This window comes from Paracoccus jiaweipingae (assembly GCF_044335505.1).
GTDB lineage: Bacteria > Pseudomonadota > Alphaproteobacteria > Rhodobacterales > Rhodobacteraceae > Paracoccus.
Genome location: NZ_JBISBS010000004.1, coordinates 139650 through 160935, shown reverse-complemented (window position 1 = coordinate 160935; position 21286 = coordinate 139650). Strand labels below are relative to the sequence as shown.

At 62.2% G+C, this 21286-nt stretch carries 23 protein-coding genes; 13 read left to right on the top strand and 10 right to left on the bottom strand.

Annotation, left to right across the window (positions count from 1 at the left end):
* Positions 1-53: 53 nt before the first annotated feature.
* The 3 genes from ACFXP9_RS09240 to rpe are packed head-to-tail and all read left to right on the top strand — an operon-like array spanning position 54 to position 2757.
* Positions 54-506, top strand: a complete 453-nt coding sequence (locus tag ACFXP9_RS09240; RefSeq protein ID WP_397208576.1) for a tripartite tricarboxylate transporter TctB family protein — start codon at positions 54-56, stop codon at positions 504-506.
* 1 nt (position 507) lies between these two features.
* The gene (locus tag ACFXP9_RS09235; protein ID WP_397208577.1) at positions 508-2025 is read left to right on the top strand and encodes a tripartite tricarboxylate transporter permease; all 1518 of its coding nucleotides are present in this window, start codon (positions 508-510) and stop codon (positions 2023-2025) included.
* Positions 2026-2064: 39 nt separating this feature from the next.
* On the top strand, positions 2065-2757 hold the full coding sequence (gene rpe, locus ACFXP9_RS09230; protein WP_397208578.1) for a ribulose-phosphate 3-epimerase: 693 nt from the start codon (positions 2065-2067) through the stop codon (positions 2755-2757).
* A 98-nt stretch (positions 2758-2855) separates the two neighbouring features.
* Here rpe and ACFXP9_RS09225 read toward each other — a convergent pair whose 3' ends face one another.
* On the bottom strand, positions 2856-3380 hold the full coding sequence (locus ACFXP9_RS09225; RefSeq protein ID WP_397208579.1) for a nucleotide exchange factor GrpE: 525 nt from the start codon (positions 3378-3380) through the stop codon (positions 2856-2858).
* A gap of 3 nt (positions 3381-3383) precedes the next feature.
* Complete coding sequence (hrcA, locus tag ACFXP9_RS09220) at positions 3384-4439, bottom strand: heat-inducible transcriptional repressor HrcA (protein ID WP_397210171.1); 1056 nt, start codon at positions 4437-4439, stop codon at positions 3384-3386.
* A 67-nt stretch (positions 4440-4506) separates the two neighbouring features.
* Between hrcA and rph the strand changes: the two genes are divergently transcribed.
* Genes rph through hemW form a run of 3 tightly spaced genes read left to right on the top strand, consistent with a single transcriptional unit; the run spans position 4507 to position 6982 of the window.
* The gene (gene rph / locus ACFXP9_RS09215; RefSeq protein WP_397208581.1) at positions 4507-5220 is read left to right on the top strand and encodes a ribonuclease PH; all 714 of its coding nucleotides are present in this window, start codon (positions 4507-4509) and stop codon (positions 5218-5220) included.
* Positions 5217-5822 carry an RdgB/HAM1 family non-canonical purine NTP pyrophosphatase gene (gene rdgB, locus ACFXP9_RS09210; protein WP_397208582.1) on the top strand — a complete coding sequence of 202 codons (606 nt, stop codon included), beginning with the start codon at positions 5217-5219 and terminating at the stop codon, positions 5820-5822. Before rph ends, rdgB begins: the two co-directional genes overlap by 4 nt.
* Positions 5819-6982, top strand: a complete 1164-nt coding sequence (gene hemW, locus ACFXP9_RS09205) for a radical SAM family heme chaperone HemW (protein WP_397208583.1) — start codon at positions 5819-5821, stop codon at positions 6980-6982. The genes rdgB and hemW overlap by 4 nt, the downstream gene beginning before the upstream one ends.
* On the opposite strand, the gene ACFXP9_RS09200 is transcribed toward hemW, so the two are convergent.
* The 7 genes from ACFXP9_RS09200 to ACFXP9_RS09170 form a co-directional block, all read right to left on the bottom strand.
* Positions 6979-7854 carry a ParB/RepB/Spo0J family partition protein gene (locus ACFXP9_RS09200; RefSeq protein ID WP_397208584.1) on the bottom strand — a complete coding sequence of 292 codons (876 nt, stop codon included), beginning with the start codon at positions 7852-7854 and terminating at the stop codon, positions 6979-6981. The genes hemW and ACFXP9_RS09200 overlap by 4 nt on opposite strands.
* Positions 7854-8639 (bottom strand): ParA family protein, encoded by a 786-nt coding sequence (locus ACFXP9_RS09195; RefSeq protein ID WP_397208585.1) that lies wholly within the window; start codon positions 8637-8639, stop codon positions 7854-7856. Before ACFXP9_RS09195 ends, ACFXP9_RS09200 begins: the two co-directional genes overlap by 1 nt.
* Complete coding sequence (rsmG, locus tag ACFXP9_RS09190) at positions 8626-9192, bottom strand: 16S rRNA (guanine(527)-N(7))-methyltransferase RsmG (RefSeq protein WP_397208586.1); 567 nt, start codon at positions 9190-9192, stop codon at positions 8626-8628. Before rsmG ends, ACFXP9_RS09195 begins: the two co-directional genes overlap by 14 nt.
* Positions 9193-9221: 29 nt before the next feature.
* Entirely contained in the window at positions 9222-11084 is a 1863-nt protein-coding gene (gene mnmG / locus ACFXP9_RS09185; RefSeq protein ID WP_397208587.1) for a tRNA uridine-5-carboxymethylaminomethyl(34) synthesis enzyme MnmG, read from the bottom strand.
* 2 nt (positions 11085-11086) lie between these two features.
* Positions 11087-12352 carry a tRNA uridine-5-carboxymethylaminomethyl(34) synthesis GTPase MnmE gene (gene mnmE / locus ACFXP9_RS09180; protein WP_397208588.1) on the bottom strand — a complete coding sequence of 422 codons (1266 nt, stop codon included), beginning with the start codon at positions 12350-12352 and terminating at the stop codon, positions 11087-11089.
* Positions 12353-12362: 10 nt separating this feature from the next.
* The gene (gene rho, locus ACFXP9_RS09175) at positions 12363-13634 is read right to left on the bottom strand and encodes a transcription termination factor Rho (protein ID WP_397208589.1); all 1272 of its coding nucleotides are present in this window, start codon (positions 13632-13634) and stop codon (positions 12363-12365) included.
* A gap of 143 nt (positions 13635-13777) precedes the next feature.
* Complete coding sequence (locus ACFXP9_RS09170; protein ID WP_397208590.1) at positions 13778-14224, bottom strand: CopD family protein; 447 nt, start codon at positions 14222-14224, stop codon at positions 13778-13780.
* A 472-nt stretch (positions 14225-14696) separates the two neighbouring features.
* On the opposite strand from ACFXP9_RS09170, the gene ACFXP9_RS09165 reads away from it, so the two are divergent.
* From ACFXP9_RS09165 to ACFXP9_RS09150, 4 genes are all read left to right on the top strand, one after another.
* Positions 14697-15527 (top strand): shikimate dehydrogenase, encoded by an 831-nt coding sequence (locus ACFXP9_RS09165; RefSeq protein WP_397208668.1) that lies wholly within the window; start codon positions 14697-14699, stop codon positions 15525-15527.
* Positions 15524-16141, top strand: a complete 618-nt coding sequence (gene coaE / locus ACFXP9_RS09160; RefSeq protein WP_397208591.1) for a dephospho-CoA kinase — start codon at positions 15524-15526, stop codon at positions 16139-16141. Before ACFXP9_RS09165 ends, coaE begins: the two co-directional genes overlap by 4 nt.
* On the top strand, positions 16134-16826 hold the full coding sequence (gene dnaQ / locus ACFXP9_RS09155) for a DNA polymerase III subunit epsilon (RefSeq protein ID WP_397208592.1): 693 nt from the start codon (positions 16134-16136) through the stop codon (positions 16824-16826). Before coaE ends, dnaQ begins: the two co-directional genes overlap by 8 nt.
* Positions 16827-16909: 83 nt before the next feature.
* Positions 16910-17800: a YihY/virulence factor BrkB family protein gene (locus ACFXP9_RS09150; RefSeq protein WP_397208593.1), complete on the top strand. Its 891-nt coding sequence runs from the start codon at positions 16910-16912 to the stop codon at positions 17798-17800.
* Between the two features lie 24 nt (positions 17801-17824).
* On the opposite strand, the gene ACFXP9_RS09145 is transcribed toward ACFXP9_RS09150, so the two are convergent.
* On the bottom strand, positions 17825-18625 hold the full coding sequence (locus ACFXP9_RS09145; RefSeq protein WP_397208594.1) for a response regulator: 801 nt from the start codon (positions 18623-18625) through the stop codon (positions 17825-17827).
* A 92-nt stretch (positions 18626-18717) separates the two neighbouring features.
* On the opposite strand from ACFXP9_RS09145, the gene ACFXP9_RS09140 reads away from it, so the two are divergent.
* The 3 genes from ACFXP9_RS09140 to ACFXP9_RS09130 are packed head-to-tail and all read left to right on the top strand — an operon-like array spanning position 18718 to position 21255.
* Positions 18718-18864 (top strand): NepR family anti-sigma factor, encoded by a 147-nt coding sequence (locus tag ACFXP9_RS09140; protein WP_397208595.1) that lies wholly within the window; start codon positions 18718-18720, stop codon positions 18862-18864.
* A gap of 3 nt (positions 18865-18867) precedes the next feature.
* Complete coding sequence (locus tag ACFXP9_RS09135) at positions 18868-19461, top strand: RNA polymerase sigma factor (protein ID WP_397208596.1); 594 nt, start codon at positions 18868-18870, stop codon at positions 19459-19461.
* A 9-nt stretch (positions 19462-19470) separates the two neighbouring features.
* On the top strand, positions 19471-21255 hold the full coding sequence (locus ACFXP9_RS09130) for a histidine kinase dimerization/phosphoacceptor domain -containing protein (RefSeq protein ID WP_397208597.1): 1785 nt from the start codon (positions 19471-19473) through the stop codon (positions 21253-21255).
* Positions 21256-21286: the final 31 nt, after the last annotated feature.

Here is a 21286-nt window from a genome sequence, read left to right as displayed (position 1 = left end):
CGCCACCGCCCGCGCCCCGGCACCGGGCGGCGGCACAGGAACGGACGGACGAAATGGGACGCGATAACAGCGATGTCCTTGGCGGCGCGGTGCTGGCGCTGGTCGGGGCCGGGGTGGCGGTCTATGCCAGCCAGCATTACGAACTGGGTGCGCTGCGCCGGATGGGACCGGGCTTCTTTCCCTTTGCGCTGGGGCTGGTTCTGGCCGGGCTGGGGCTGTTGATCGCCCTGCCCGCGTGGTTTCGCCCCGCGCCCTATCACCAGCCAAAGCCTGCCTTGTGGCCGATGCTGGCGGTGATCGGGGCCATTCTGGTCTTTGCGCTGGTGCTGCCGCTGGCGGGGCTGTTTGCGGCGGTGGCGGTCACGGTGCTGATCGCCAGCCTGCCCGCCCCGGCGCCGGGGCTGGTCTGGCGGCTGGTGCTGGCCGCTGTTGTAGCGGCGCTGACATGGGCGATCTTTGTGCTGGGGCTGAACATGACCATCCCCCTTTGGCCATGGAGCCGCTGACATGACGACGTGGGACGGGCTGCTTTACGGGCTTGGCGTGGCATTGCAGCCGCAGGTGCTGGCCTATTGCTTTTTCGGCGTGTTTCTGGGGACATTCATCGGCGTTCTGCCGGGGGTGGGCGCGCTGGCGGCGATTTCGCTGTTGCTGCCGGTGACCTATTACATTGCGCCCGAACCTGCGCTGGTGATGCTGGCCGGGGTCTATTACGGGGCGCAATATGGCGGGTCGATCGCGTCGATCCTGCTGCGGCTGCCGGGGACGCCGCAGGCGGCGGTGACCTGCCTTGACGGCTATCCGCTGGCGCAAAAGGGCCGCGCCGGGGTGGCGCTGTTCACGGCGATGCTGTCATCCTTTTGCGGGTCGGTTCTGGGGATCGCCATTCTGGTTCTGGCGGCGCCGCTGCTGGCGGCAATCGGCACCCGGTTTGGCGCGGCGGAATATGCCAGCATGATGGTGCTGGGGCTGGTCGCGGCATCGACCATCGGGGCGGGGTCGCCGGTCAAGGGGCTGGCGATGGTGGTGCTGGGGCTGTTGCTGGGAACCGTGGGCACCGATGTCAACAGCGGCGCCATGCGCCTGACCTTTGGCCGGATCGAGCTGTTGGACGGGATCAACCTTGTGGCGCTGGCCATGGGCCTGTTCGGCGTGGCCGAGGTGATCGGCAATATCCGCGGCGCTGCCGGGCGCCATGTCAGCGCGCGCATTCCCCTGCGCCAGATGCTGCCCACCCGCCCCGAGGCCCGCGCCCTGCCCGGCCCGATCCTGCGCGGCACCGGGCTGGGGGCGTTTTTCGGCGCCCTGCCCGGCACCGGCAGCACCATCGCGTCCTTTCTGGCATATGCCGTGGAACGCAAGGTCAGCCGCCATCCCGAACGCTTTGGCCAGGGCGCGGTGCAGGGCGTGGCGGGACCGGAAGCGGCCAATAATTCCGCCGCGATCACCGCCTTTATCCCCACCCTGACGCTGGGGATTCCGGGCGATGTGATCATGGCGCTGATGCTGGGGGCGATGGTTATTCACGGCATCCAGCCCGGCCCGCTGATGCTGGTCGAACGCCCCGAAATGTTCTGGGGGCTGGTTGCCAGTTTCGGCATCGGCAACCTGTTCCTGCTGGTGCTGAACCTGCCGCTGATCGGGATCTGGGTGGCGATGCTGCGCATCCCCTTTCACTGGCTGTATCCGGCGATCATCGTGTTTGTCTGCCTTGGGGTCTATTCCGTGCGGGGCAGCGGGTTTGATGTGCTGTCGGTCGCGGCCATCGGGGCGCTGGGTTATGCGCTGGCGCTGGCGCGGTTCAACCCGGCGCTTTTGCTGCTGGGTTTCGTTCTGGGTCCGCTGATCGAGACCAACCTGCGGCGTGCGCTGTTGCTGGCGCGCGGCGATCTGACGGTGTTCGTCCAGCGCCCGATCAGCGCTGTTTTCGTCGCGGCCACCGCGCTGCTGATTGCACTGGCGGTGGTTCAGGCGGCGCGTGCGCGGCGTGCCGTCACGCTTGCGCGGGCGGGCGGTTCGGGGTAACCGGCCCCTGTCCCCAGCCGCATCGCAAAGGTTTTCCCCATGCCCTTCGACCGCAAGATCAAGATTGCGCCTTCGATCCTGTCCGCCGATTTCGCGGATTTCGGGCGCGAGATTCAGGCCATCGAGGCGCAGGGCGCCGATTGGGTGCATGTCGATGTGATGGACGGCCATTTCGTGCCCAACCTGACCTTTGGCCCGCCCGCGGTAAAAGCCTTTCGCCCGCATGTGAAAACCTTCATGGACGTGCATCTGATGATCGCGCCCGTCGACCCCTTTATCGAGGCCTATGCCGAGGCCGGGGCCGATATGATCACCGCCCATGTCGAGGCCGGCCCGCATATTCACCGCACCCTGCAAGCCATCCGCGCCACCGGCAAGATGGCGGGCGTGTCGCTGAACCCCGGCACCCCGCTGGACAGCATCGAATATGTGCTGGACCTGTGCGACATGGTGCTGATCATGTCGGTCAACCCCGGTTTCGGCGGCCAGAAATTCATTCACAGCCAGGTCGACAAGATCGCCCGGTTGCGCGCCATGATCGGGGACCGGCCCATTCACATTCAGGTCGATGGCGGCGTCGATACCACCACCGCGCCGCTGGTCGCCAGGGCCGGGGCGGATGTGCTGGTGGCGGGGTCCGCCGTGTTCCGGGGCGGGTCGGTCACCCAGCCCGATATTTATGGCCGCAATATCCGCGCCATCCGCGACGCCGCGCAGGCCGCGCTGGACTGACGCCCCCCCTTCCGGCACCGGATGGGCGCATGAAAAAGGACCGGTCCCTTTGGGCCGGTCCTTTGCTTTTGCAGCATCGCGAAACAGGCGCTGGCGGTTCAGCCCGCCGGGGTCGAGGACACCCCCACCTTGGCCGGGCGCAACAGGCGGTCATGCAGCATGAAGCCGTTTTCCATCACCTCGATAATGTCGCCGGCTTTGGTGCCGGGGACCGGGGCCTCGAACATGGCTTCGTGCTGTTGCGGGTCAAAGCGGGTGCCGGTTTCGGGGCTGATCACGGTAATGCCGTGGCGGCCAAAGACGTTCGACAGTTCGCGCAGGGTCAGTTCCACCCCCTCGATCAGCGGGCCGGCGGTGGCGCGTTGTTCGTCGGTCACCGCCGCCAGCGCGCGGTTCAGCGCGTCATGAACCGGCAACAGGTCGCGCGCCAGACGCGAACCGCCATATTGTTCAGCCTCGCGCCGGTCCTTGTCGGCCCGCTTGCGGGCATTTTCGGCATCGGCCAGCGCGCGCAGAAACTTGTTATGGAAATCGTCCCGTTCGGCAGTCAGCTGTTCGATGGGGTCGGCCAGCGGATCGTCCATCAGCGGATCTTGCGGCTGTTCGTTCAGAGGGTCGTTCATCCTTCATCCTTTCCGGCCAGACAGCATTCGGCCGACCAGTTGCGCGGTATAGTCGACGATCGGCACGATCCGGCCATAATTCAGCCGGGTCGGGCCGATGACACCCACCGCACCCACGATTTTCCGTTCAGCGTTCATATAGGGCGAAACCACCAGAGAGGAACCCGAAAGTGAAAAAAGCTTGTTTTCCGAACCGATAAAAATGCGCACCCCCTCGCCCTGTTCGGTCAGTTCCAGAAACCGGGCGATATCGCGCTTGCGGTCCAGATCGTCGAACAGGTTGCGCACCCGGTCCAGATCGGCGGCCTGATGCGCCAGCAGGTTGGCCCGCCCGCGCACGATCAGGCGGGCATCGTCGCTGGGACCGTCCCACAGCGCCAACCCGGATTCGACCAGATCGGCGGCCAGCGTGTCCAGTTCCTGACGCCGCGTGGCGATCTGACCGGCGATCTGGCCGCGCAATTCCGACAGGGTGCGGCCCTCGGCCAGCGCATTCAGGAAATTGGCTGCCTGACGCAGGGAACTGGGGGTCTGGCCGACCGGCGGGGTGAAAATGCGGTTTTCGACATGACCGTCGGCAAAGACCAGCACCACCAGCGCCCGGTCGGGTGACAGGCTGACGAATTCGATATGCCGGATCGGGGCCTCGTGCTTGGGCATCAATACCAGCGAGGCACCATGCGTCATTGCCGACAGCGCAGTGCTGACCCGGTCCAGCACTGCGCCGGTATCGGCATCCGGTCCCATGGTCTGGTCCAGCGCGGCACGGTCGGCGGCGGGCAGCGGGTCGATTTCCATCACGCTGTCCACAAACATCCGCAGCCCCAGTTGCGTGGGCTGACGCCCGGCCGAGACATGCGGGCTGTCCAGCAGGCCCATCAGTTCCAGATCCTGCATGACATTGCGAATGGTCGCTGCCGACAGCTTTTCCGACAATTGCCGGGTCAGTGTGCGCGAGCCGACAGGCTCGCCCGTGTCAAGATAGCCCTCGACCACGCGGCGAAACACTTCGCGCGAGCGGGCGTTAAGGTCTGAAAGCGGGCTTTGGCTGGTGGTCATGGCGTTGCAGGGTTGAAACGATGCCGGTCGCGTGACACTGACAGGCAACAAATGGAAAGGACATGCGATGCGCCCCTCTGGCAGAAATTTAAGCGAAATGCGACCGATTTCAATTGAAACCGGGGTCATGCGTCATGCGGAAGGGTCATGCCTGATCCGCTGTGGCGGAACCGAGGTTCTGTGCTCGGCCACGATCGAGGATCGCTGCCCGCCCTTCCTGAAAGGCTCGGGTCTGGGTTGGGTGACGGCGGAATACGGGATGCTGCCCCGCGCCACCAACAGCCGCAACCGGCGCGAGGCGGCGGCAGGCAAGCAGACCGGACGCACGCAGGAAATTCAGCGCCTGATCGGGCGCAGCCTGCGCGCCGGCGTGGACCGCGTGGCACTTGGCGAGCGTCAGATCATCGTCGATTGCGACGTGTTGCAGGCCGATGGCGGGACGCGCTGTGCCTCGATCACCGGGGGCTGGGTGGCGTTGCGGCTGGCGGTCAACAAGCTGCTGGACACCGGAATGATCAGCAGCGACCCGATCGTCGATCACGTCGCGGCGGTGTCTTGCGGCATCTATGCCGGGCAGCCGGTGCTTGACCTTGACTATGCCGAGGACAGCGAGGCCGGGACCGATGCGAATTTCGTCATGACCGGCACCGCGCGGATGATCGAGGTTCAGATGTCGGCGGAAGGGGCCACATTTTCGCGCGGGGAAATGGGTCAGCTGATGGATCTGGCCGAGGCGGGCGTGGCCGAACTGGTCGCCGCACAGAAGGCCGCGCTGGGATGAGGGCGTTTGCGGAAAAGAAGCTGCTGATCGCCACCCACAATGCCGGTAAGCTGGCCGAGTTTCGCGACCTGCTGGCGCCCTTTGGGATCGAGGTGGTCGGCGCAGCCGAGATGGGTCTGGCCGAGCCGCCCGAGACCGAGACCACCTTTATCGGCAATGCCCGCATCAAGGCGCGCGCGGCAGTGGCGGCGACCGGCCTTGCGGCGCTGGCCGATGACAGCGGTATCTGCGTCGATGGTCTGGACGGTGCGCCCGGTGTCTATACCGCCGATTGGGCCGAGACCCCGACGGGCCGCGATTTTGCCATGGCGATGGACCGCACCTGGCGCGAGCTGGAGGCCCGTGATGCCCCCCACCCCCGCACGGCCCAGTTCTGCGCGACCTTCGTGCTGGCCTGGCCGGATGGGCATGAAGAGGTGTTCGAGGGCCGGATGCCCGGTCATCTGGTCTGGCCGCCGCGCGGGCCGCATGGGCATGGTTATGACCCGATGTTCGTGCCGCAGGGCGATGACCGCACCTTTGCGGAAATGACCCCCGAGGAAAAGAACCGCGTCAGCCATCGCGCTGATGCGGTGGCAAAGCTGAAGGCGGCGCTGGCTTGAGTCAGCATCTGGATTGGCGCGCGGGCGGGTTCGGACTGTATGTGCACTGGCCCTTCTGCGCGTCGAAATGCCCCTATTGCGACTTCAACAGCCATGTCGTCGCGCAGATCGACCAGCGGCGCTGGCTGGCGACCTTCGAGGCCGAGATCGCCCGGCTTGCGGTGGAATTGCCGGGGCGGGTTCTGAGCAGCATTTTCTTTGGCGGCGGCACGCCCTCGCTGATGGAGCCTGCGGTGGTCGATGGCGTGATCCGCGCGGCCCGTGCCGCCTGGGGATTCGCCAATGATATCGAGATCAGCCTTGAGGCAAACCCGACCAGCGTCGAGGCCGGGCGGTTCCGCGATTATGCCGCTGCCGGGGTCAACCGGCTGTCGATGGGGGTGCAGGCGCTGAATGATGACGATCTGCGCCAACTGGGACGGATGCATTCCGCCGCCGAGGCCCGTCGCGCCTTTGACATTGCGCGGGCGCAGTTCCGGCGGGTCAGTTTCGACCTGATCTATGCCCGGCAGGACCAGACCCGCGCGCAGTGGCGGGCCGAGTTGCGGGCGGCGCTGGACATGGCCGTTGACCATCTGTCGCTGTATCAGCTGACCATCGAGCCAGAGACCGCCTTTGGCCGCCGTCATGCCGCCGGGGGTTTGGCCGGGTTGCCCGCAGATGATGTGGCCGCGGATATGTATTTCGACACGCAAGATCTTTGTGCCGCGGCAGGAATGCCCGCTTATGAGGTGTCGAACCATGCCCGCGCGGGTGCGGAAAGCCGGCATAACCTGATCTATTGGCGGCAGGGCGATTGGGCGGCCATCGGGCCGGGCGCGCATGGGCGGTTGACCCTGCGCGGCCAGCGTCTGGCAACCGAAGCCGAGGCCGCGCCCGCGCTGTGGCTGGCGCGGGTCGAACAACAGGGCAGCGGTGACATCCTGCGCGAGGCGGTGCCTGCGGACGAACAAGCGGTCGAGCTGTTGCTGATGGGTCTGCGCTTGCGCGAGGGTGTGTTGCTGGACCGCTATACCGCCCTGACCGGGGCGGAACCGGACGCTGCGCGTCTGGCCGGGCTGGAAAAAATGGGAATGCTGCGGCGTCAGGACGACCGCCTGATCGTCACCGATCAGGGTCGCCCGGTTCTGAACGCCATCCTGCGCGAGATTTTGGCTTAGCCCGCCAGAATCTGGCACAGGCGGTCAAGTTCGTCCAGATCGCGATAGCGGATGACAACCTCGCCCCCGTCCTGACCGGCGTGGCGGATCTTGACGGCCATTTTCAGTTGCGCGCTAAGGTCGCCGGCCAGCAGGCGGGTGTCGGCGTCTTCTTGTGGTTTGGGGCGGGCTTTTTTCGGTTCGGCCGGCTGGGACTGGTTGCGGACCAGATCTTCGGTCTGGCGCACCGACAGCTTTTTGTCGATCACCTTTTGCGCAAGGGAGACCGGATCTTTCGACGTGATCAGGGCGCGGGCGTGGCCCGAGGACAAGCTGCCATCCTTGACCCAGCCCTGCACCTCGGCCGGAAGGTTCAGCAGACGCAGAAGGTTGGCAATGTGGCTGCGGCTTTTGTTCAGGCCCTCGGCCAGTTTTTCCTGAGTGTGGCCGAATTTATCCATCAACTGGCGGTAAGATGCGGCCTCTTCGATGGCGTTCAGATCGGCACGCTGGATGTTCTCGATAATCGCGATTTCCAGAACCTCGACATCGTCCAGATCGCGGATGATCACCGGCAATTCGTGCAGCCGTGCCAATTGGGCCGCGCGCCAGCGGCGTTCGCCGGCCACGATCTGATACAGGCCTTCGTCGCGCGGATGCGGGCGCACGATCAGCGGTTGCAGCACGCCCTTGGCGCGCAGCGAATCGGCCAGTTCTTCCAGCTGTGTCTGGTCATAGTCGCGCCGCGGCTGGTCGGGGTTGGGCAGCAATTGTTCGATGGGCAGCATGTCGCGTTTGGCGGGCGGCTGGTTGCCGGGCAGCAGATCGACATCAGCCATCAGCGCCGAAAGACCGCGCCCCAGCCCCCGCTTTTCGCGTTTGAAATCGGACATCAGGCCGCCCCTTTCTGATTGGTCTGTCGTTTAAGAAATTCCTCCGCCATGGTGATATAGGCGGTCGCGCCTTTTGAAAGGCGGTCGTAATGAATGATCGGTTTTGCGAAAGAGGGCGATTCCGACAGGCGCACATTTCGCGGAATTGCCGTGTCAAAAACCAGATCGCCAAGGGTGGCGCGGGCGTCGGCCTCGACATGCTGGGACAGGTTGTTGCGGGCGTCGAACATCGTCAGAACGATGCCTTCAATCCGCAGCGCGGGATTGGCGCTTTGACGCACCTCGCGAACGGTCAGCAGCAATTGCGACAGGCCTTCAAGGGCGAAAAATTCGGTTTGCAGGGGCACAAGGACAGAATCTGACGCGACCATTGCGTTCAGGGTCAGCAGCCCCAATGCGGGCGGGCAGTCGATGATGACATAATCCGCATCCACGATATCTTGTAGCTGATTACGTAAAATACCCAACCTGTTGCGCTGACCCGAGAGGTGGATATCGGCGGATGCCAGATCCGAGGTTGCCGGGATTATGCGCAGGTTATCCCAGGCGGTCGGCAGGACGGCCTCGGCTGCGGTGCTGTCATGGGTCAGCACGTCATAGCTGCTGCGGTGCCGCTGTTGTTCGTCGATACCAAGGCCGGTCGAGGCGTTACCTTGCGGGTCAAGGTCAATCAGGATGACGCGCTTGCCCATCTCGGCCAGACAGGCGGCCATGTTGACGGACGTGGTGGTTTTTCCCACCCCGCCCTTCTGGTTGGCAACCGAAAGAATCTTAGCTTTGGACATGACGAATATCGGTTATCTGAAGAATGGCGGCATTCGGATCGGTTGTACTGGCTGTGGCCTGACAGGTGAAATGCCACATTTTTTGGGCCTCCTCAACCTCGGCCTGCCAGTTTGCGCCTTTCATCAGCAAGGCCTTGCCGTCATCTGCCAAGTGGCGGTGAACATAGCCCAGCAATTTTGGCAGAGGGGCCAAGGCGCGGGCGCTGACAATTTCGGCGTTTTGGGGCTTTGCGGTTTCTATCCGGTCGGTCAGGATGTGCATATTTGGCAGACCAAGCTCTCTCCGAACATTTTTGAGGAAGGCAGATTTGCGCTGGTCTGATTCGATAAGGATCACTTGTGTCGGCGTTTTTGACAAACAGATCGCCACGACAGCGCCCGGCAGGCCACCGCCGCTGCCGATATCGACCCATTTTGCCGGTGGATTGGTCAGCCTTGTGACCTGCTGACAGTCTTTCAGATGGCGGTTTTCAAGCTGATCAATGTCATGATGGGATGCCAGATTGATCCGCTTGCTCCACCGTCGAAAGAGGGCGGCATATTCATCCAGCATCTGCGATGTTTCACGTGAAACATTCTGCATTATGCTGATCGCTTTTTGGATTGCAAAGCGCTGGCAACCAGGGCGACAGCGGCGGGTGTCATACCTTCGATAGAAGAAAGGGCTGCAATATCAGAAGGTTGGATTTGAATGGCTTTTGCGCGCAGCTCGGCCGAGAAGCCCGACAAAGAAGCATAGTCAAAGCCCAACGGAATTTTCAGTCCCATATCCCGACGAAGCGAATCCACGTCGCGTTTTTGACGATCGGTGTATTGTTCATACAGCGTATCTGTGACGATTTGGGTCAGGATAGTGTCTTGAACGGTGGACAGACCGGGGTGGAGCTTCCGCGCGCGTTCAATGTCAATATGCCCGGTTGCCAACAGCTTTAGCACCGACCGTGCAACACCATCGTGGCGAACCTCGATCCCTTCTGATGCCAGTTTTTGCGGCGAATACTGGACAGATTCCGCAGTGCTTTTTGCCTGAGCAATCTGATCCATTTTTGATTCGAAAAGCGCCCTTCGGCCCTCAGTCAATATGCCCAATTGATCGGCAATCGGCGTCAGGCGTTGATCGGCATTATCTGCACGAAGCGTCAGACGATATTCGGCACGCGATGTGAACATGCGGTAAGGTTCTGTAACGCCTTTAGTCACAAGATCATCCAGCATGACCCCAATATAGCTGTCGGCACGTCCAAAAATATGCAGGGGGAGCCCTTGGACGGCACGCGCAGCATTTAACCCTGCCACAAGCCCTTGCGCCGCCGCCTCTTCATACCCTGTTGTGCCGTTGATCTGGCCGGCGAAATAAAGTCCCTCGATCGCCTTGAGCTGAAGATCACGATACAGCGCGGTAGGTTGGATAAAATCATATTCAACCGCATAACCTGGCTGGACAATTTCCGCTTTGGCGCAGCCTTCCATCGTCCGCACATAAGCCAGTTGAACATCAGCAGGCAGAGACGTGGAAATACCGTTAGGATAAACACGATCGCTTTCTAACCCTTCCGGCTCCAGAAAGACCTGATGCGACTGTTTATCGGCGAAGCGCACGATTTTATCCTCAATCGACGGACAATATCGTGGTCCACGGCCCGAAATCTTACCACCATACATCGCTGATTTTTCAAGGTTTTTCTGAATGATGTCGTGTGTATACTGGTTGGTATGGGTGATGGCGCAACTGATTTGCGGCACTTGCGTCTGTGTCGTCAGAAACGACAGAAAACTGGGATCGTCGTCACCCGGTTGTTGCTCAAGCATGTTCCAATCAATGCTGCGCCGCAAAAGGCGGGGGGGTGTCCCCGTTTTCAGCCGCCCCATTGGCAGGCCAAGATGCAGCAACTGTTGCGCCAATGGTTTGGCGCTGCCATCCCCCATGCGTCCGGCGGCACGGCTTTCCTGACCAATGTGGATGACACCGTTCAAAAAAGTGCCCGTTGTCAGAATCACAGCACCGGCAGATATTTTCTCCTCGCCCAGCACGACCCCTGTGCAGCGATTGCCGGTGAGTTGAATTTCTGTCACTTCCCCAAAGATCACATCAATTTCAGGTTGCTGCCGCAACGCACTACGCGAGGCTGCGGCATACAACACCCGGTCCATCTGTGCACGCGGCCCCTGTACCGCTGGACCTTTCCGCCGATTCAGCAAACGGTATTGTATCCCGGCCTGATCGGCGATCCTGCCGATCAATCCATCCATTGCGTCGACTTCTCGGACCAGATGGCCTTTACCCAGCCCGCCTACAGCCGGGTTGCAAGACAGCGCACCAATGTCACTTTCCGCCATGGTCACCAGCGCTACACGCGCGCGGGCACGGCCAGCCGCTGCGGCGGCTTCGACACCGGCATGGCCAGCACCGATCACGATGACATCGTAATGTTTCACGTGAAACACTCCTATTTCCCGATGCAGAACTGCGAGAAGATGAACCCAAGATAGTCATCGACGTCGATTCGTCCAAGCAGCTTCTCAAGCGCTTTATTTGCAAGCGTCAGCCTATCCGCCAGAATTTCAGGCACCATCCGTGAATCGACATCCAAGGCTTTCAGCGCTTGCTGTAACGCGTCGGCCTGGCGCTCATGGGCCACAAGCCCGGATTTCGGCAACCGTGTCACCAGACGATCATGAACAAGGGCCAGCAATTGCGCGACATTCCTGCCATTCTTGCAAGAAATCGCAATATCACCACCAGCCCCGCCAAGGTCCGCCTTATTGCGCACAGCAATGTCGCCATCGCGCCAAAGCTCATCAATAACCGCGCCGTCGCCCGACAGATGCAGGCGCAAATCGGCTGCGCGGGCCCGCTGCTCTGCCCGGTCAATCCCGACGGCTTCAATCGCATCTTCCGATTGCCTCAAACCAGCCGTGTCAAGAAATGTCACCGGCAGACCGAGAATATCTGCTTTTAGTTCAATAACATCGCGCGTCGTTCCTGCGATATCAGACGTAATCGCCAGATCGCGCTGCGCAAGCCTGTTTAACAGCGAGGATTTTCCAGCGTTGACCGGCCCGATCAGCGCAACTTCAAACCCTTCCCTCAGGCGCTCAGTCGCCGGAAAATCGGCCAGGATCGCCGTGATTTCCGCACATACACCCCGCAACAGGACATGCACCTGATCATCAACCTCGTCCGGGACCTCTTCATCGGCAAAATCCAGACTGACAGCAATCAACGCCCCTGCTTCCACCAACTGCGCGCGCCAGTCTGCAACTTTCTGCTGCAAGGCGCGTGACATGGCATGCATAGCCTGTCGCCGCTGCGCCTCGGTCTCGGCGGCCAGCAAGTCACCAAGCCCCTCGACTTCCGCCAGATCCATCCGGCCAGACAGGAATGCGCGCCGCGTAAATTCCCCCGCTTCAGCTTCGCGAAGGCCATGTTGTCGTAAGGCATCTTTCACGCGCCGCACAATCACCGGGGCGCCGTGCAGGTGAAATTCCACGACCTCTTCCCCGGTAAAGGATGCACCGGCGTCAAAGCGCATGACCAGCGCCTGATCAACGTCTTCGCCAGCATCCCGCAATACGCGGAAATAGCCATGCCGCGGCTGCGGTAACGGGCCGCTTATCCCCTCGGCTGCGGCGCGGGCCTGTGGGCCGCTGATGCGGATGATCGACACCCCGCCCCTGCCGGGGGGCGTCGCCTCGGCAAAGATCGTCGGCACGACATCCTCCTCAGGCGTTCATCGAATCGAAGAATTCGCCATTCGTCTTTGTCTGTTTCAGCTTGCTGATCAGGAACTCGATCGCATCGGTCGTGCCCATCGGGTTCAGGATACGGCGCAGCAGATAGGTCTTTTGCAAGTCCTTGGAATCGACCAGCAATTCCTCTTTCCGTGTGCCCGATTTCAGAATATCCATGGCCGGGAACACGCGCTTGTCCGCCACTTTTCGATCCAGAACGATCTCGCTGTTACCGGTGCCTTTGAACTCTTCAAAGATCACTTCGTCCATGCGGCTGCCGGTGTCGATCAGCGCGGTTGCGATGATGGTCAGGCTACCGCCCTCTTCGATATTCCGCGCCGCGCCAAAGAAACGCTTGGGCCGCTGCAAGGCATTCGCATCCACACCGCCGGTCAGAACCTTGCCCGAGCTGGGAACAACGGTGTTAAATGCCCGCCCAAGTCTTGTGATCGAATCCAGCAGGATAACAACATCTCGTTTATGTTCGACCAGACGCTTGGCTTTTTCAATGACCATTTCCGACACGGCCACATGCCGGCTGGCCGGTTCGTCGAAGGTGGAAGACACCACCTCGCCCTTGACCGAGCGCTGCATATCCGTGACCTCTTCCGGCCGCTCGTCGATCAGCAGTACGATCAGGTAACATTCCGGGTGGTTACGTTCGATCGAATGGGCGATGTTTTGCAGCAGCACCGTCTTACCTGTGCGCGGCGGTGCCACGATCAGCGACCGCTGCCCCTTACCGATCGGCGCCACCAGGTCGATGATCCGGGCGCTGCGGTCTTTGACCGTGGGGTCCTCGATCTCCATCTTCAGGCGCTCATTGGGGTAAAGCGGGGTCAGGTTATCAAAGGCAACCTTGTGACGCGCCTTTTCGGGCGATTCAAAGTTGATCCGCTCGACGCAGGTCAGCGCAAAATAGCGCTCATTCTCGCCGGGGGCGCGGATGACACCCTCGACCGTGTCACCGGTGCGCAGCGAATGCTGGCGGATCATCTCGGGGCTGACATAAATATCGTCGGGACCGGGCAGATAGTTCGCCTCGGTCGAGCGCAGAAACCCGAAACCGTCCTGCACGACCTCCAGCACGCCATCGCCGCCGATGACCCAGCCTTCCTCGGCATGTTCCTTGAGGATCGAGAACATCATCTCGCCCTTGCGCATGGTCGAGGCGTTCTCGATCTCCCATTCCTCGGCCATCGCCAGCAGGTCAGCCGGGCTTTTCGCCTTCAGTTGCGACAGGTTCAGCCGTTCTTCGCTCATCCGTTCACCCATTGCACGGCGGCCACAGGGCTGCGCGCATTTCGTCATGTCATGGAAAAACCCCACCCGGGACCGGGCGGCTTGCGGCGGCTTCTACGCGCATTCAACAGCCGAGTCAAACCCCAGCCGCCAAACCCGTCGTTTCAGAACTTCACGATCACCGACAGAACGATCACGATCATCAGCAGGGTCGGCACCTCGTTCATCATCCGATATCGGCGACCGCTTAACGATATGCCCTGTGCCAGCCGCCGCCGCTGCCCGGCCAGCCACATGTGAAACCACGTCATTCCGATGATAGACGCCCCCTTGGTCCACGGCCAGACCATCGACCAGTCGACAATGCCCGGCGTCAGCACCAGCGCCAGACCGGCCAGCCAGCTGGCGATCATGGCGGGATTCATGATCACGCGCAGCAGCTTGTCTTCCATGATGCGAAAGGACTCTGCCGGTTCCGCCCCCGAAAGCCCACGTTCCGCGTGATAGACATACAGGCGCGGCAGGTAAAACAGACCCGCCATCCAGGACAGCACTGCCATGACGTGAAACGATTTCACCCAAGGGTAAGACAGTGCCAGCAGATCGCCCATCGCGGTTCCGAACCCCTATACAATAAGAAAAGATTCAAGGTTGTTGTTGTTATTGGGCCTGTGGGCTTCGGGATACAAGTCTTTTGAACGATTCAATCCCCAGAATCCACCGGGGGAAAAAATCGCATGGGCCGCTGTTGAAGACCTGAATTGTAAAATTACAACAAAGGGTTGCTTTGCAAACTGGCTGTGGAAAACTTTGTGGGAAGTTGGGTTTTCCACAGATTCACACACCCCGTGAAAACGCTTTTCCACCTGTGGGAAAACCCTGCTGGTTCGCTTGATGTTCCGGCCAGTTATCCCAAGGCAAAATCCGCCCCCCGGCTTGCCAACGATTCCCACCCAGCCTTTTGCTTGGGGTTATCCACAGGGACGCCCCCCCCTTCCACGTCGCGCCGGATGCGGCTATCCATGGGAAAAGGCGAAGCGGTGATTGACGATGACGGACAGCTCGGATCTGGCGCGGCAGGATATGCCCTCGGACGTGCCGCTGGCGGGGGTTATCGGCTGGCCGATTGCGCATTCACGCTCGCCGCGGCTGCATGGGCACTGGCTGAAACGCTATGGCATCGCGGGGCATTATGTGCCGCTGCCGGTTCAGCCCGATCATCTGGCCGAGGTCTTGCACGCCCTGCCCCGCATGGGCTTTGTCGGGGCCAATGTCACCATCCCGCATAAAGAGGCGGTGCTGGCGCTGGCCGATATCGTCACTGACCGTGCGGCGCTGATTGGCGCGGCAAACACCCTGATCTTTCGCCCTGATGGCAAGATTCATGCCGATAATACAGATGGTTACGGTTTTATCGCCAATATCCGCCAACACGCCCCGGATTGGGCGCCCCAGGATGGCCCGGCGGCGGTGATCGGCGCGGGCGGCGCGGCGCGGGCGGTCGTGGCCTCGCTGCTCGAGGCGGGGGTAACGGAATTGCGCATTGCCAACCGCACCCGCGTGCGGGCCGAACAGATCAAGGCGGAATTTGGTGCGCGGGTGGTGATCTATGAATGGGCGCAGGCCGGCAATATGCTGGAAGACGCGGCAACGGTGATCAACGCCACCTCGATGGGGATGACCGGCAAGCCGCCGCTGCGGGTTCCGATGGACGCGCTGTCCGACGGGGCGCTGGTGACCGATCTGGTGTATACCCCGCTGCTGACCCCGTTTCTGGCCGAGGCACAGGCCCGTGGCGCCAGAACGGTTGACGGTCTGGGGATGCTGCTGCATCAGGCCGCGCCGGGTTTCGAACGCTGGTTCGGCCAGCGCCCCGAGGTTGACGAAGATCTGCGGCAAGAGGTGCTGAGATGACGTATTTTCTGGGACTGACCGGGTCGATTGGCATGGGCAAATCCACCACGGCGCGGATGTTTGCCGATCTGGGCTGTCCGGTCTGGGACGCCGATGCGGCGGTGGCGCGGCTGTATGCGCCGGGCGGCGCGGCGGTGGCACCATTGGCTGCGGCCTTTCCGCAGGCGGTCAGTGACGCGGGCGTCAACCGCGAGGCGCTGAAAACCGCCATTGCCACCGACCCCGGCGCGCTGGACCGGCTTGAGGCCATCGTGCATCCGCTGGTTGCCGCCGACCGGGCCGCCTTTCGCGAACAGGCACAGGCCGACGGCGTGGCGCTTGCGGTGCTGGATATTCCGCTGTTGTTTGAAACCAGCGCTGATCGCGACATGGACGGCGTCGTGACGGTGTCAGCGCCTGCGCCCCTGCAACGCCAGCGGGTGCTGGACCGCCCCGGCATGACCCCTGAACAGTTCGACCTGATCCTTGCCCGACAATTGCCCGACGACCAGAAACGCAGTCGCGCCGATTGGGTGATCGCCACCGAAACGCTGGAGGGCGCGCGCGCCGCCGTCCGGTCGATCCATCAGGAAATCACCGGCAAGACGGAACCCACCGGCCAACCCCATGCGTGAGATCGTTCTGGACACCGAAACCACCGGTTTTGACCCGCTGACCGGCGACCGCATCGTCGAAATCGGCGCGGTCGAGCTGTATAACCACCTGCCCACCGGGCGCCATTACCACCAATATATCAACCCCCAGCGCCCGATGCCGCAAGAGGCGTTCGAGGTGCATGGTCTGGGTGATGAATTCCTGTCCGGACAGCCGGTGTTTCAGGCCATCGCGCAGGATTTTCTGGCCTTCATCGGGGACGATTCCCGGCTGGTGATCCACAATGCCAGCTTTGACATGAAATTCCTGAACCACGAGCTGAAGACATGCGGTCAGCGCGAAATTCCGTGGTCGCGGGCCATCGACACGCTGGCCATGGCGCGCGAGAAATTCCCCGGCTCGCCCGCGACGCTGGATTCGCTGTGCCGGCGCTTTGGGGTCGACAACTCGGGGCGGGAACTGCACGGGGCGCTGCTGGACAGCGAATTGCTGGCCGATGTCTATCTGGAACTGATCGGCGGTCGCCAGCCCGATCTGGTGCTGGAGGGGCCGGGACATGGTGGCGCCGGGGGCGATCTGCGCAGCAATCCGCGCCCGCAGCGGCCCACGCCCCTGCCCCCGCGCCTGACCCAGGCCGAGGCCGAGGCCCATACAGCCTTTATCGCCACGCTTGGCGATGCGGCGGTCTGGCGGCGTTACAGCTAGGCCACGATGTCGCGACGTTCCGGGCGGCGTGGCTTGCACCAGCGCCCGAATGACGCGAACCTGCCACGACCGGACGGGGGAAGATGACCATGCTGGCCATGTGGCGCGACAACTGGAATTTCATTGCCGCCCTGTTGCAGCGGATGGACAAGATCCACATGAGCCTGATCGCCGCCGGCGTGGCGTTTTACGCCATGTTCGCGGTGTTTCCGGGCCTTGCGGCGATTATCGCGCTGTGGGGGCTGTGGTTCGACCCGACCGTGATCATGGAATATATGGACGTGGCCGAGGAGTTCATCCCGGACGAGGCCGCGCAACTGTTGCACACGCAGGTGATCGCGCTGACCAATGGTGGCGGCACGCAACTGGGCTGGGCATCAGCGATTTCGTTCATCATCGCCACCATCGCGGCGCGGGCCGGGGTGACGGCGCTGATCAGCGGGCTGAACGCCGCCTATGGGGTGCGGTCGCATTCGACGATTTTCGGCTTTTTGCTGGCCTATGTGCTGACGCTGGCGGTGGTGGGCATCGTTCTGGTCGGGCTGGCCACAATCGTGGTGGTGCCGGTGGCGCTGAACTTTTTCCCGCCCAGTCCGCTGCGGTCGTGGCTGGTGTCGTCGCTGCCATGGGGCGCGCTGTTCCTGATCGTGCTGGTCGAGATCGGGGTGCTGTATCGCTATGGTCCCAATGTCAAAACGCCCCGCACCCCGGTTTTTACCTGGGGGTCGCTGTTTGCCGCGCTGGCATGGGCTGCGGCCTCGGTGGCGTTTTCGGTCTATCTGTCCAGTTTCAACAGCTATAACCGAATCTATGGGTCCATCGGTGCGGTGGTGGCGCTGTTGATGTGGTTTTATCTGGCCGGGTTTTCGGTGCTGATGGGCGCGCTGATCAATGTCGAACTGGGGCGCAGGCGGCGCATCCGGGCCGCGCGGGCCGCCCGGCGCGAGATTCCAGCGGAAGGCGACGCCGCTTAAGCGGCGCCGATACCGGGTCTGACGTCAGGCGCCGATCCCCTCGCTTGAGGCAAAGAACATCGCCTGACTGACCGCCGAACGCACCTGTTCCTCGGAATAGGGTTTCGAGATCAGGAAGGCCGGTTCGGGCCGGTCGCCGGTCAGCAGGCGTTCGGGGAAGGCGGTGATAAAGATCACCGGCATATCGCCCATGCTGCCCAGCAATTCATTGACCGCGTCGATCCCCGACGACCCGTCGGCCAGCTGAATATCGGCCAAAATCAGGTCCGGGCGCTGTTCGCCGGCCAGCTTGATCGCGGCGCTGTGGGTGCGGGCCACGCCGGTGACCTCGTGGCCCATGGCCTGCACGATGCCCTTCAGGTCCATGGCGATGATGGTCTCGTCCTCGATGATCATCACTTTGCCGGACAGGGCGCGGCCCATTTCGTTCAGCGCGATCTGAACCAGTTCTTCGGCCTCGGATTGTTCAACATCCATGACGCGGGCGATCTGGTCGTAACGCAATTCCTCGATCGTACGCAGCAACAGCGCCTCGCGCGAATTGGGGGTCAGGCCGGCCAGATGCACCTGTGCGCGGGCCTCGCGCGTGGTCTGGTCATCGGCGGCCACCGGCTGACCCGAGCTTTGCCAGATGGCGTGGAAGGTGCGGAAAAGGCCGATGCGGGTGTCATCGCCATCCATGACGCTGCGGTCCGACAAGATCGCCTCAAGCGTGGCCGCGGCGTAATTGTCGCCGGCGGTCTGGCTGCCGGTCAATGCGCGGGCATAACGGCGAAGATAGGGAAGCTCGCGCCCGATGGATTGGGCAAGGTCTGCAGCACTCATGATGTCCTCAAAAAAAAACCGGTAACTTCGGAACCTTGCTTATGGATAAGGGTTGTGCAAGGTGCGCACAAGACGAACCGGACATTTACAAAATGAATACCAAGCGTGAACAGCGCAAGCTGGCAGCGATCGAGCAGCAGATTGATGAAAACCTTCGCCGTGTCTATCAGGAGGACACGACAAAAGAGGTGCCTGACCGTTTCATGGCGCTGCTGCAACAACTGCGCGAGCAGGAGTAACACATGACAGCCGCAGTCACCGGACGGGATCAGGCCGTGAAAGAACATGGCGATCCCCGCGACCAGCTTGTCGACCACCTGCCTGCGCTGCGGGCCTTTGCCCTGTCGCTGACCCGCGAAGGGTCGTCGGCGGACGATCTGGTGCAGGATGCCATCGTCAAGGCGTGGACGAATATGGACAAGTTCCAGCCCGGCACCAATCTGCGGGCGTGGCTGTTCACCATTTTGCGCAACACCTTCTATTCAGCGCGACGCAAGACCAAGCGCGAGGTGTCGGATACTGACGGCATCCACGCCGCCCGTCAGGCCACGCGCCCGGAACATGACGGGCGTCTGGCGCTGAACGATTTCCGCGCCGCCTTCGAACAACTGCCCGATGAACAGCGCGAGGCGCTGATTTTGGTCGGCGCGTCGGGGTTTTCCTATGAAGAGGCCGCGAATATGACCGGCGTTGCCGTTGGCACCGTCAAGTCGCGCGCCAATCGCGGCCGTCGCCGTCTGGCCGAGCTGTTGCATCTGGCCGATGGCGAAGAGCTTGAGATGACCGACCCCGCCACGCTGGCCGTCATGGGGGCGAACATGCCCGTCACCCGCTGAGGTCGACGGATGCGCAGGTTTTGGCAGGACCGGCTGGAATTCACCAAAGGGTTGGGCTTTCGCTTGGCAACGCTGCTGTCGGTGGCGATTTTGCCCATCGGCCTGATTTCTGTCGTCCAGACGCTGAACCTGTCCAAGGCCGCTGAACGGGCGACCGAAATCGCCCTGCTGGGGCGCACATCCGCGGCGGCGGCGGGGGAACGGGCGTTGCTGCAAAGCGCGCTTGGCACCGCCGATGCGCTGGGACCGGCGGTGCTGGAAACCCTGAACGATTCTGAAAAATGTTCTGAAATCATGCGCGGTTTTGTCCAGCGCAGCGCCACCTATGTCTATGCCGGCTTTACCACCTTGCAGGGGGTGACCGAATGCAATTCCGGCCGGGTGGCGGATGTCAGCACCTCGCCGCATTACCTGAAATTCATGCAGGAACCCGGCACGCTGATTTCGCAAATCTCGTCCGGGCCGGTGTCGGGGCGTGACGTGGTGGTGGTGTCGCAGCCGCTGTATCGCGGGCGCGATCTGCTGGGATATGTCGCCGTCAGCGTCTCGCGCGATTTGCTGCGGTCCACCCACGCGGTGATGTCGTCGGAAAATTCCGCCGCGATTCTGACCTTTAACCAATATGGCAATATCCTGACCTCGGATATGGAAAGCGCCGGGATGTCCGAAATGGACCCGATGCTGCCCCGCGACAAGCCGCTGAACACGCTGACCCTGCGCACTGACAGCACCTTCCGGTCCTATGCCCGCAGCGGCGATGAACGGGTGTATTCGGTGGTGCCGGTGGTTCCGGGGCTGGTCTATGCGCTGGGGATCTGGGCGCCAGATCAGGCCGGGATCAACAGCTTCCGGCTGGCCAATCTGACCGCCATTCTGGTGCCGATCCTGCTGTGGATCGTGTCGCTGGCGGTGGCTTACTTTGCCGTCTATCGCCTTGTTTTGCGGCATATTTCCGAATTGCGCAGCCAGATGCGCCGGTTCGCCATCGGCAACCGTGACAAGGCCCCGCTGGTGCTGAAAACCGCGCCGGCGGAAATTGCCGATGTCAGCCAGACCTTTTCCAACATGGCCCGTATCCTGATCCGCGACGAGGCCGCCATGGAAGAGGCCGTGGCCGAAAAAACCGTGCTTTTGAAAGAGGTTCACCACCGGGTCAAGAACAACCTGCAACTGATCGCCTCGATCATCAACATGCAGACGCGGGTCATCGACGATGCCGATGCCAAGCGCGTGCTGCGCAGCGTTCAGGACCGCGTGGCCTCGCTGGCGACGATCTATCGCAACCTATATCAGGCCGAGCATCTGGACGCGGTCGAGGCTGACCGGCTGATCGGCGATATCATCAACCAGATGGTGAACGCGCAGGTCGAGGCCGGGTCGCGGATCTCGATCCAGACGGATCTGTCTGCGCTGACGCTGCTGCCCGATCAGGCAGTGCCGCTGACGCTGCTGGCCACGGAAACCTTTACCAATGCGCTGAAATATGCCGGGGCGCAGGCCGGGGCGGACCCTTATGTGCGCGTCACCCTGCGCCAGGACCCGGACGGCAAAGCGTTTTTCGAGATCGCCAATTCCATGGGCGAAGGCGCCGTCATGTCCGAGGGCACCGGCCTTGGCAGCCAGCTGATCGAGGCTTTCGCCATGCAGCTGGACAGCGAGGCCGAGATCGTCTCGACCCCGTCGGAATATGCGCTGCGCCTGCATTTCGAGGTCGACCGCGATGCCGTGGCACAGGCGCAGGACATGCGGTCGGTAATGCTGACATCGGCGGCGCGGCCCGGTTCGCGGCACTGACCGGCTTGCCTTGCGCGGTGGCTGCGCTAGA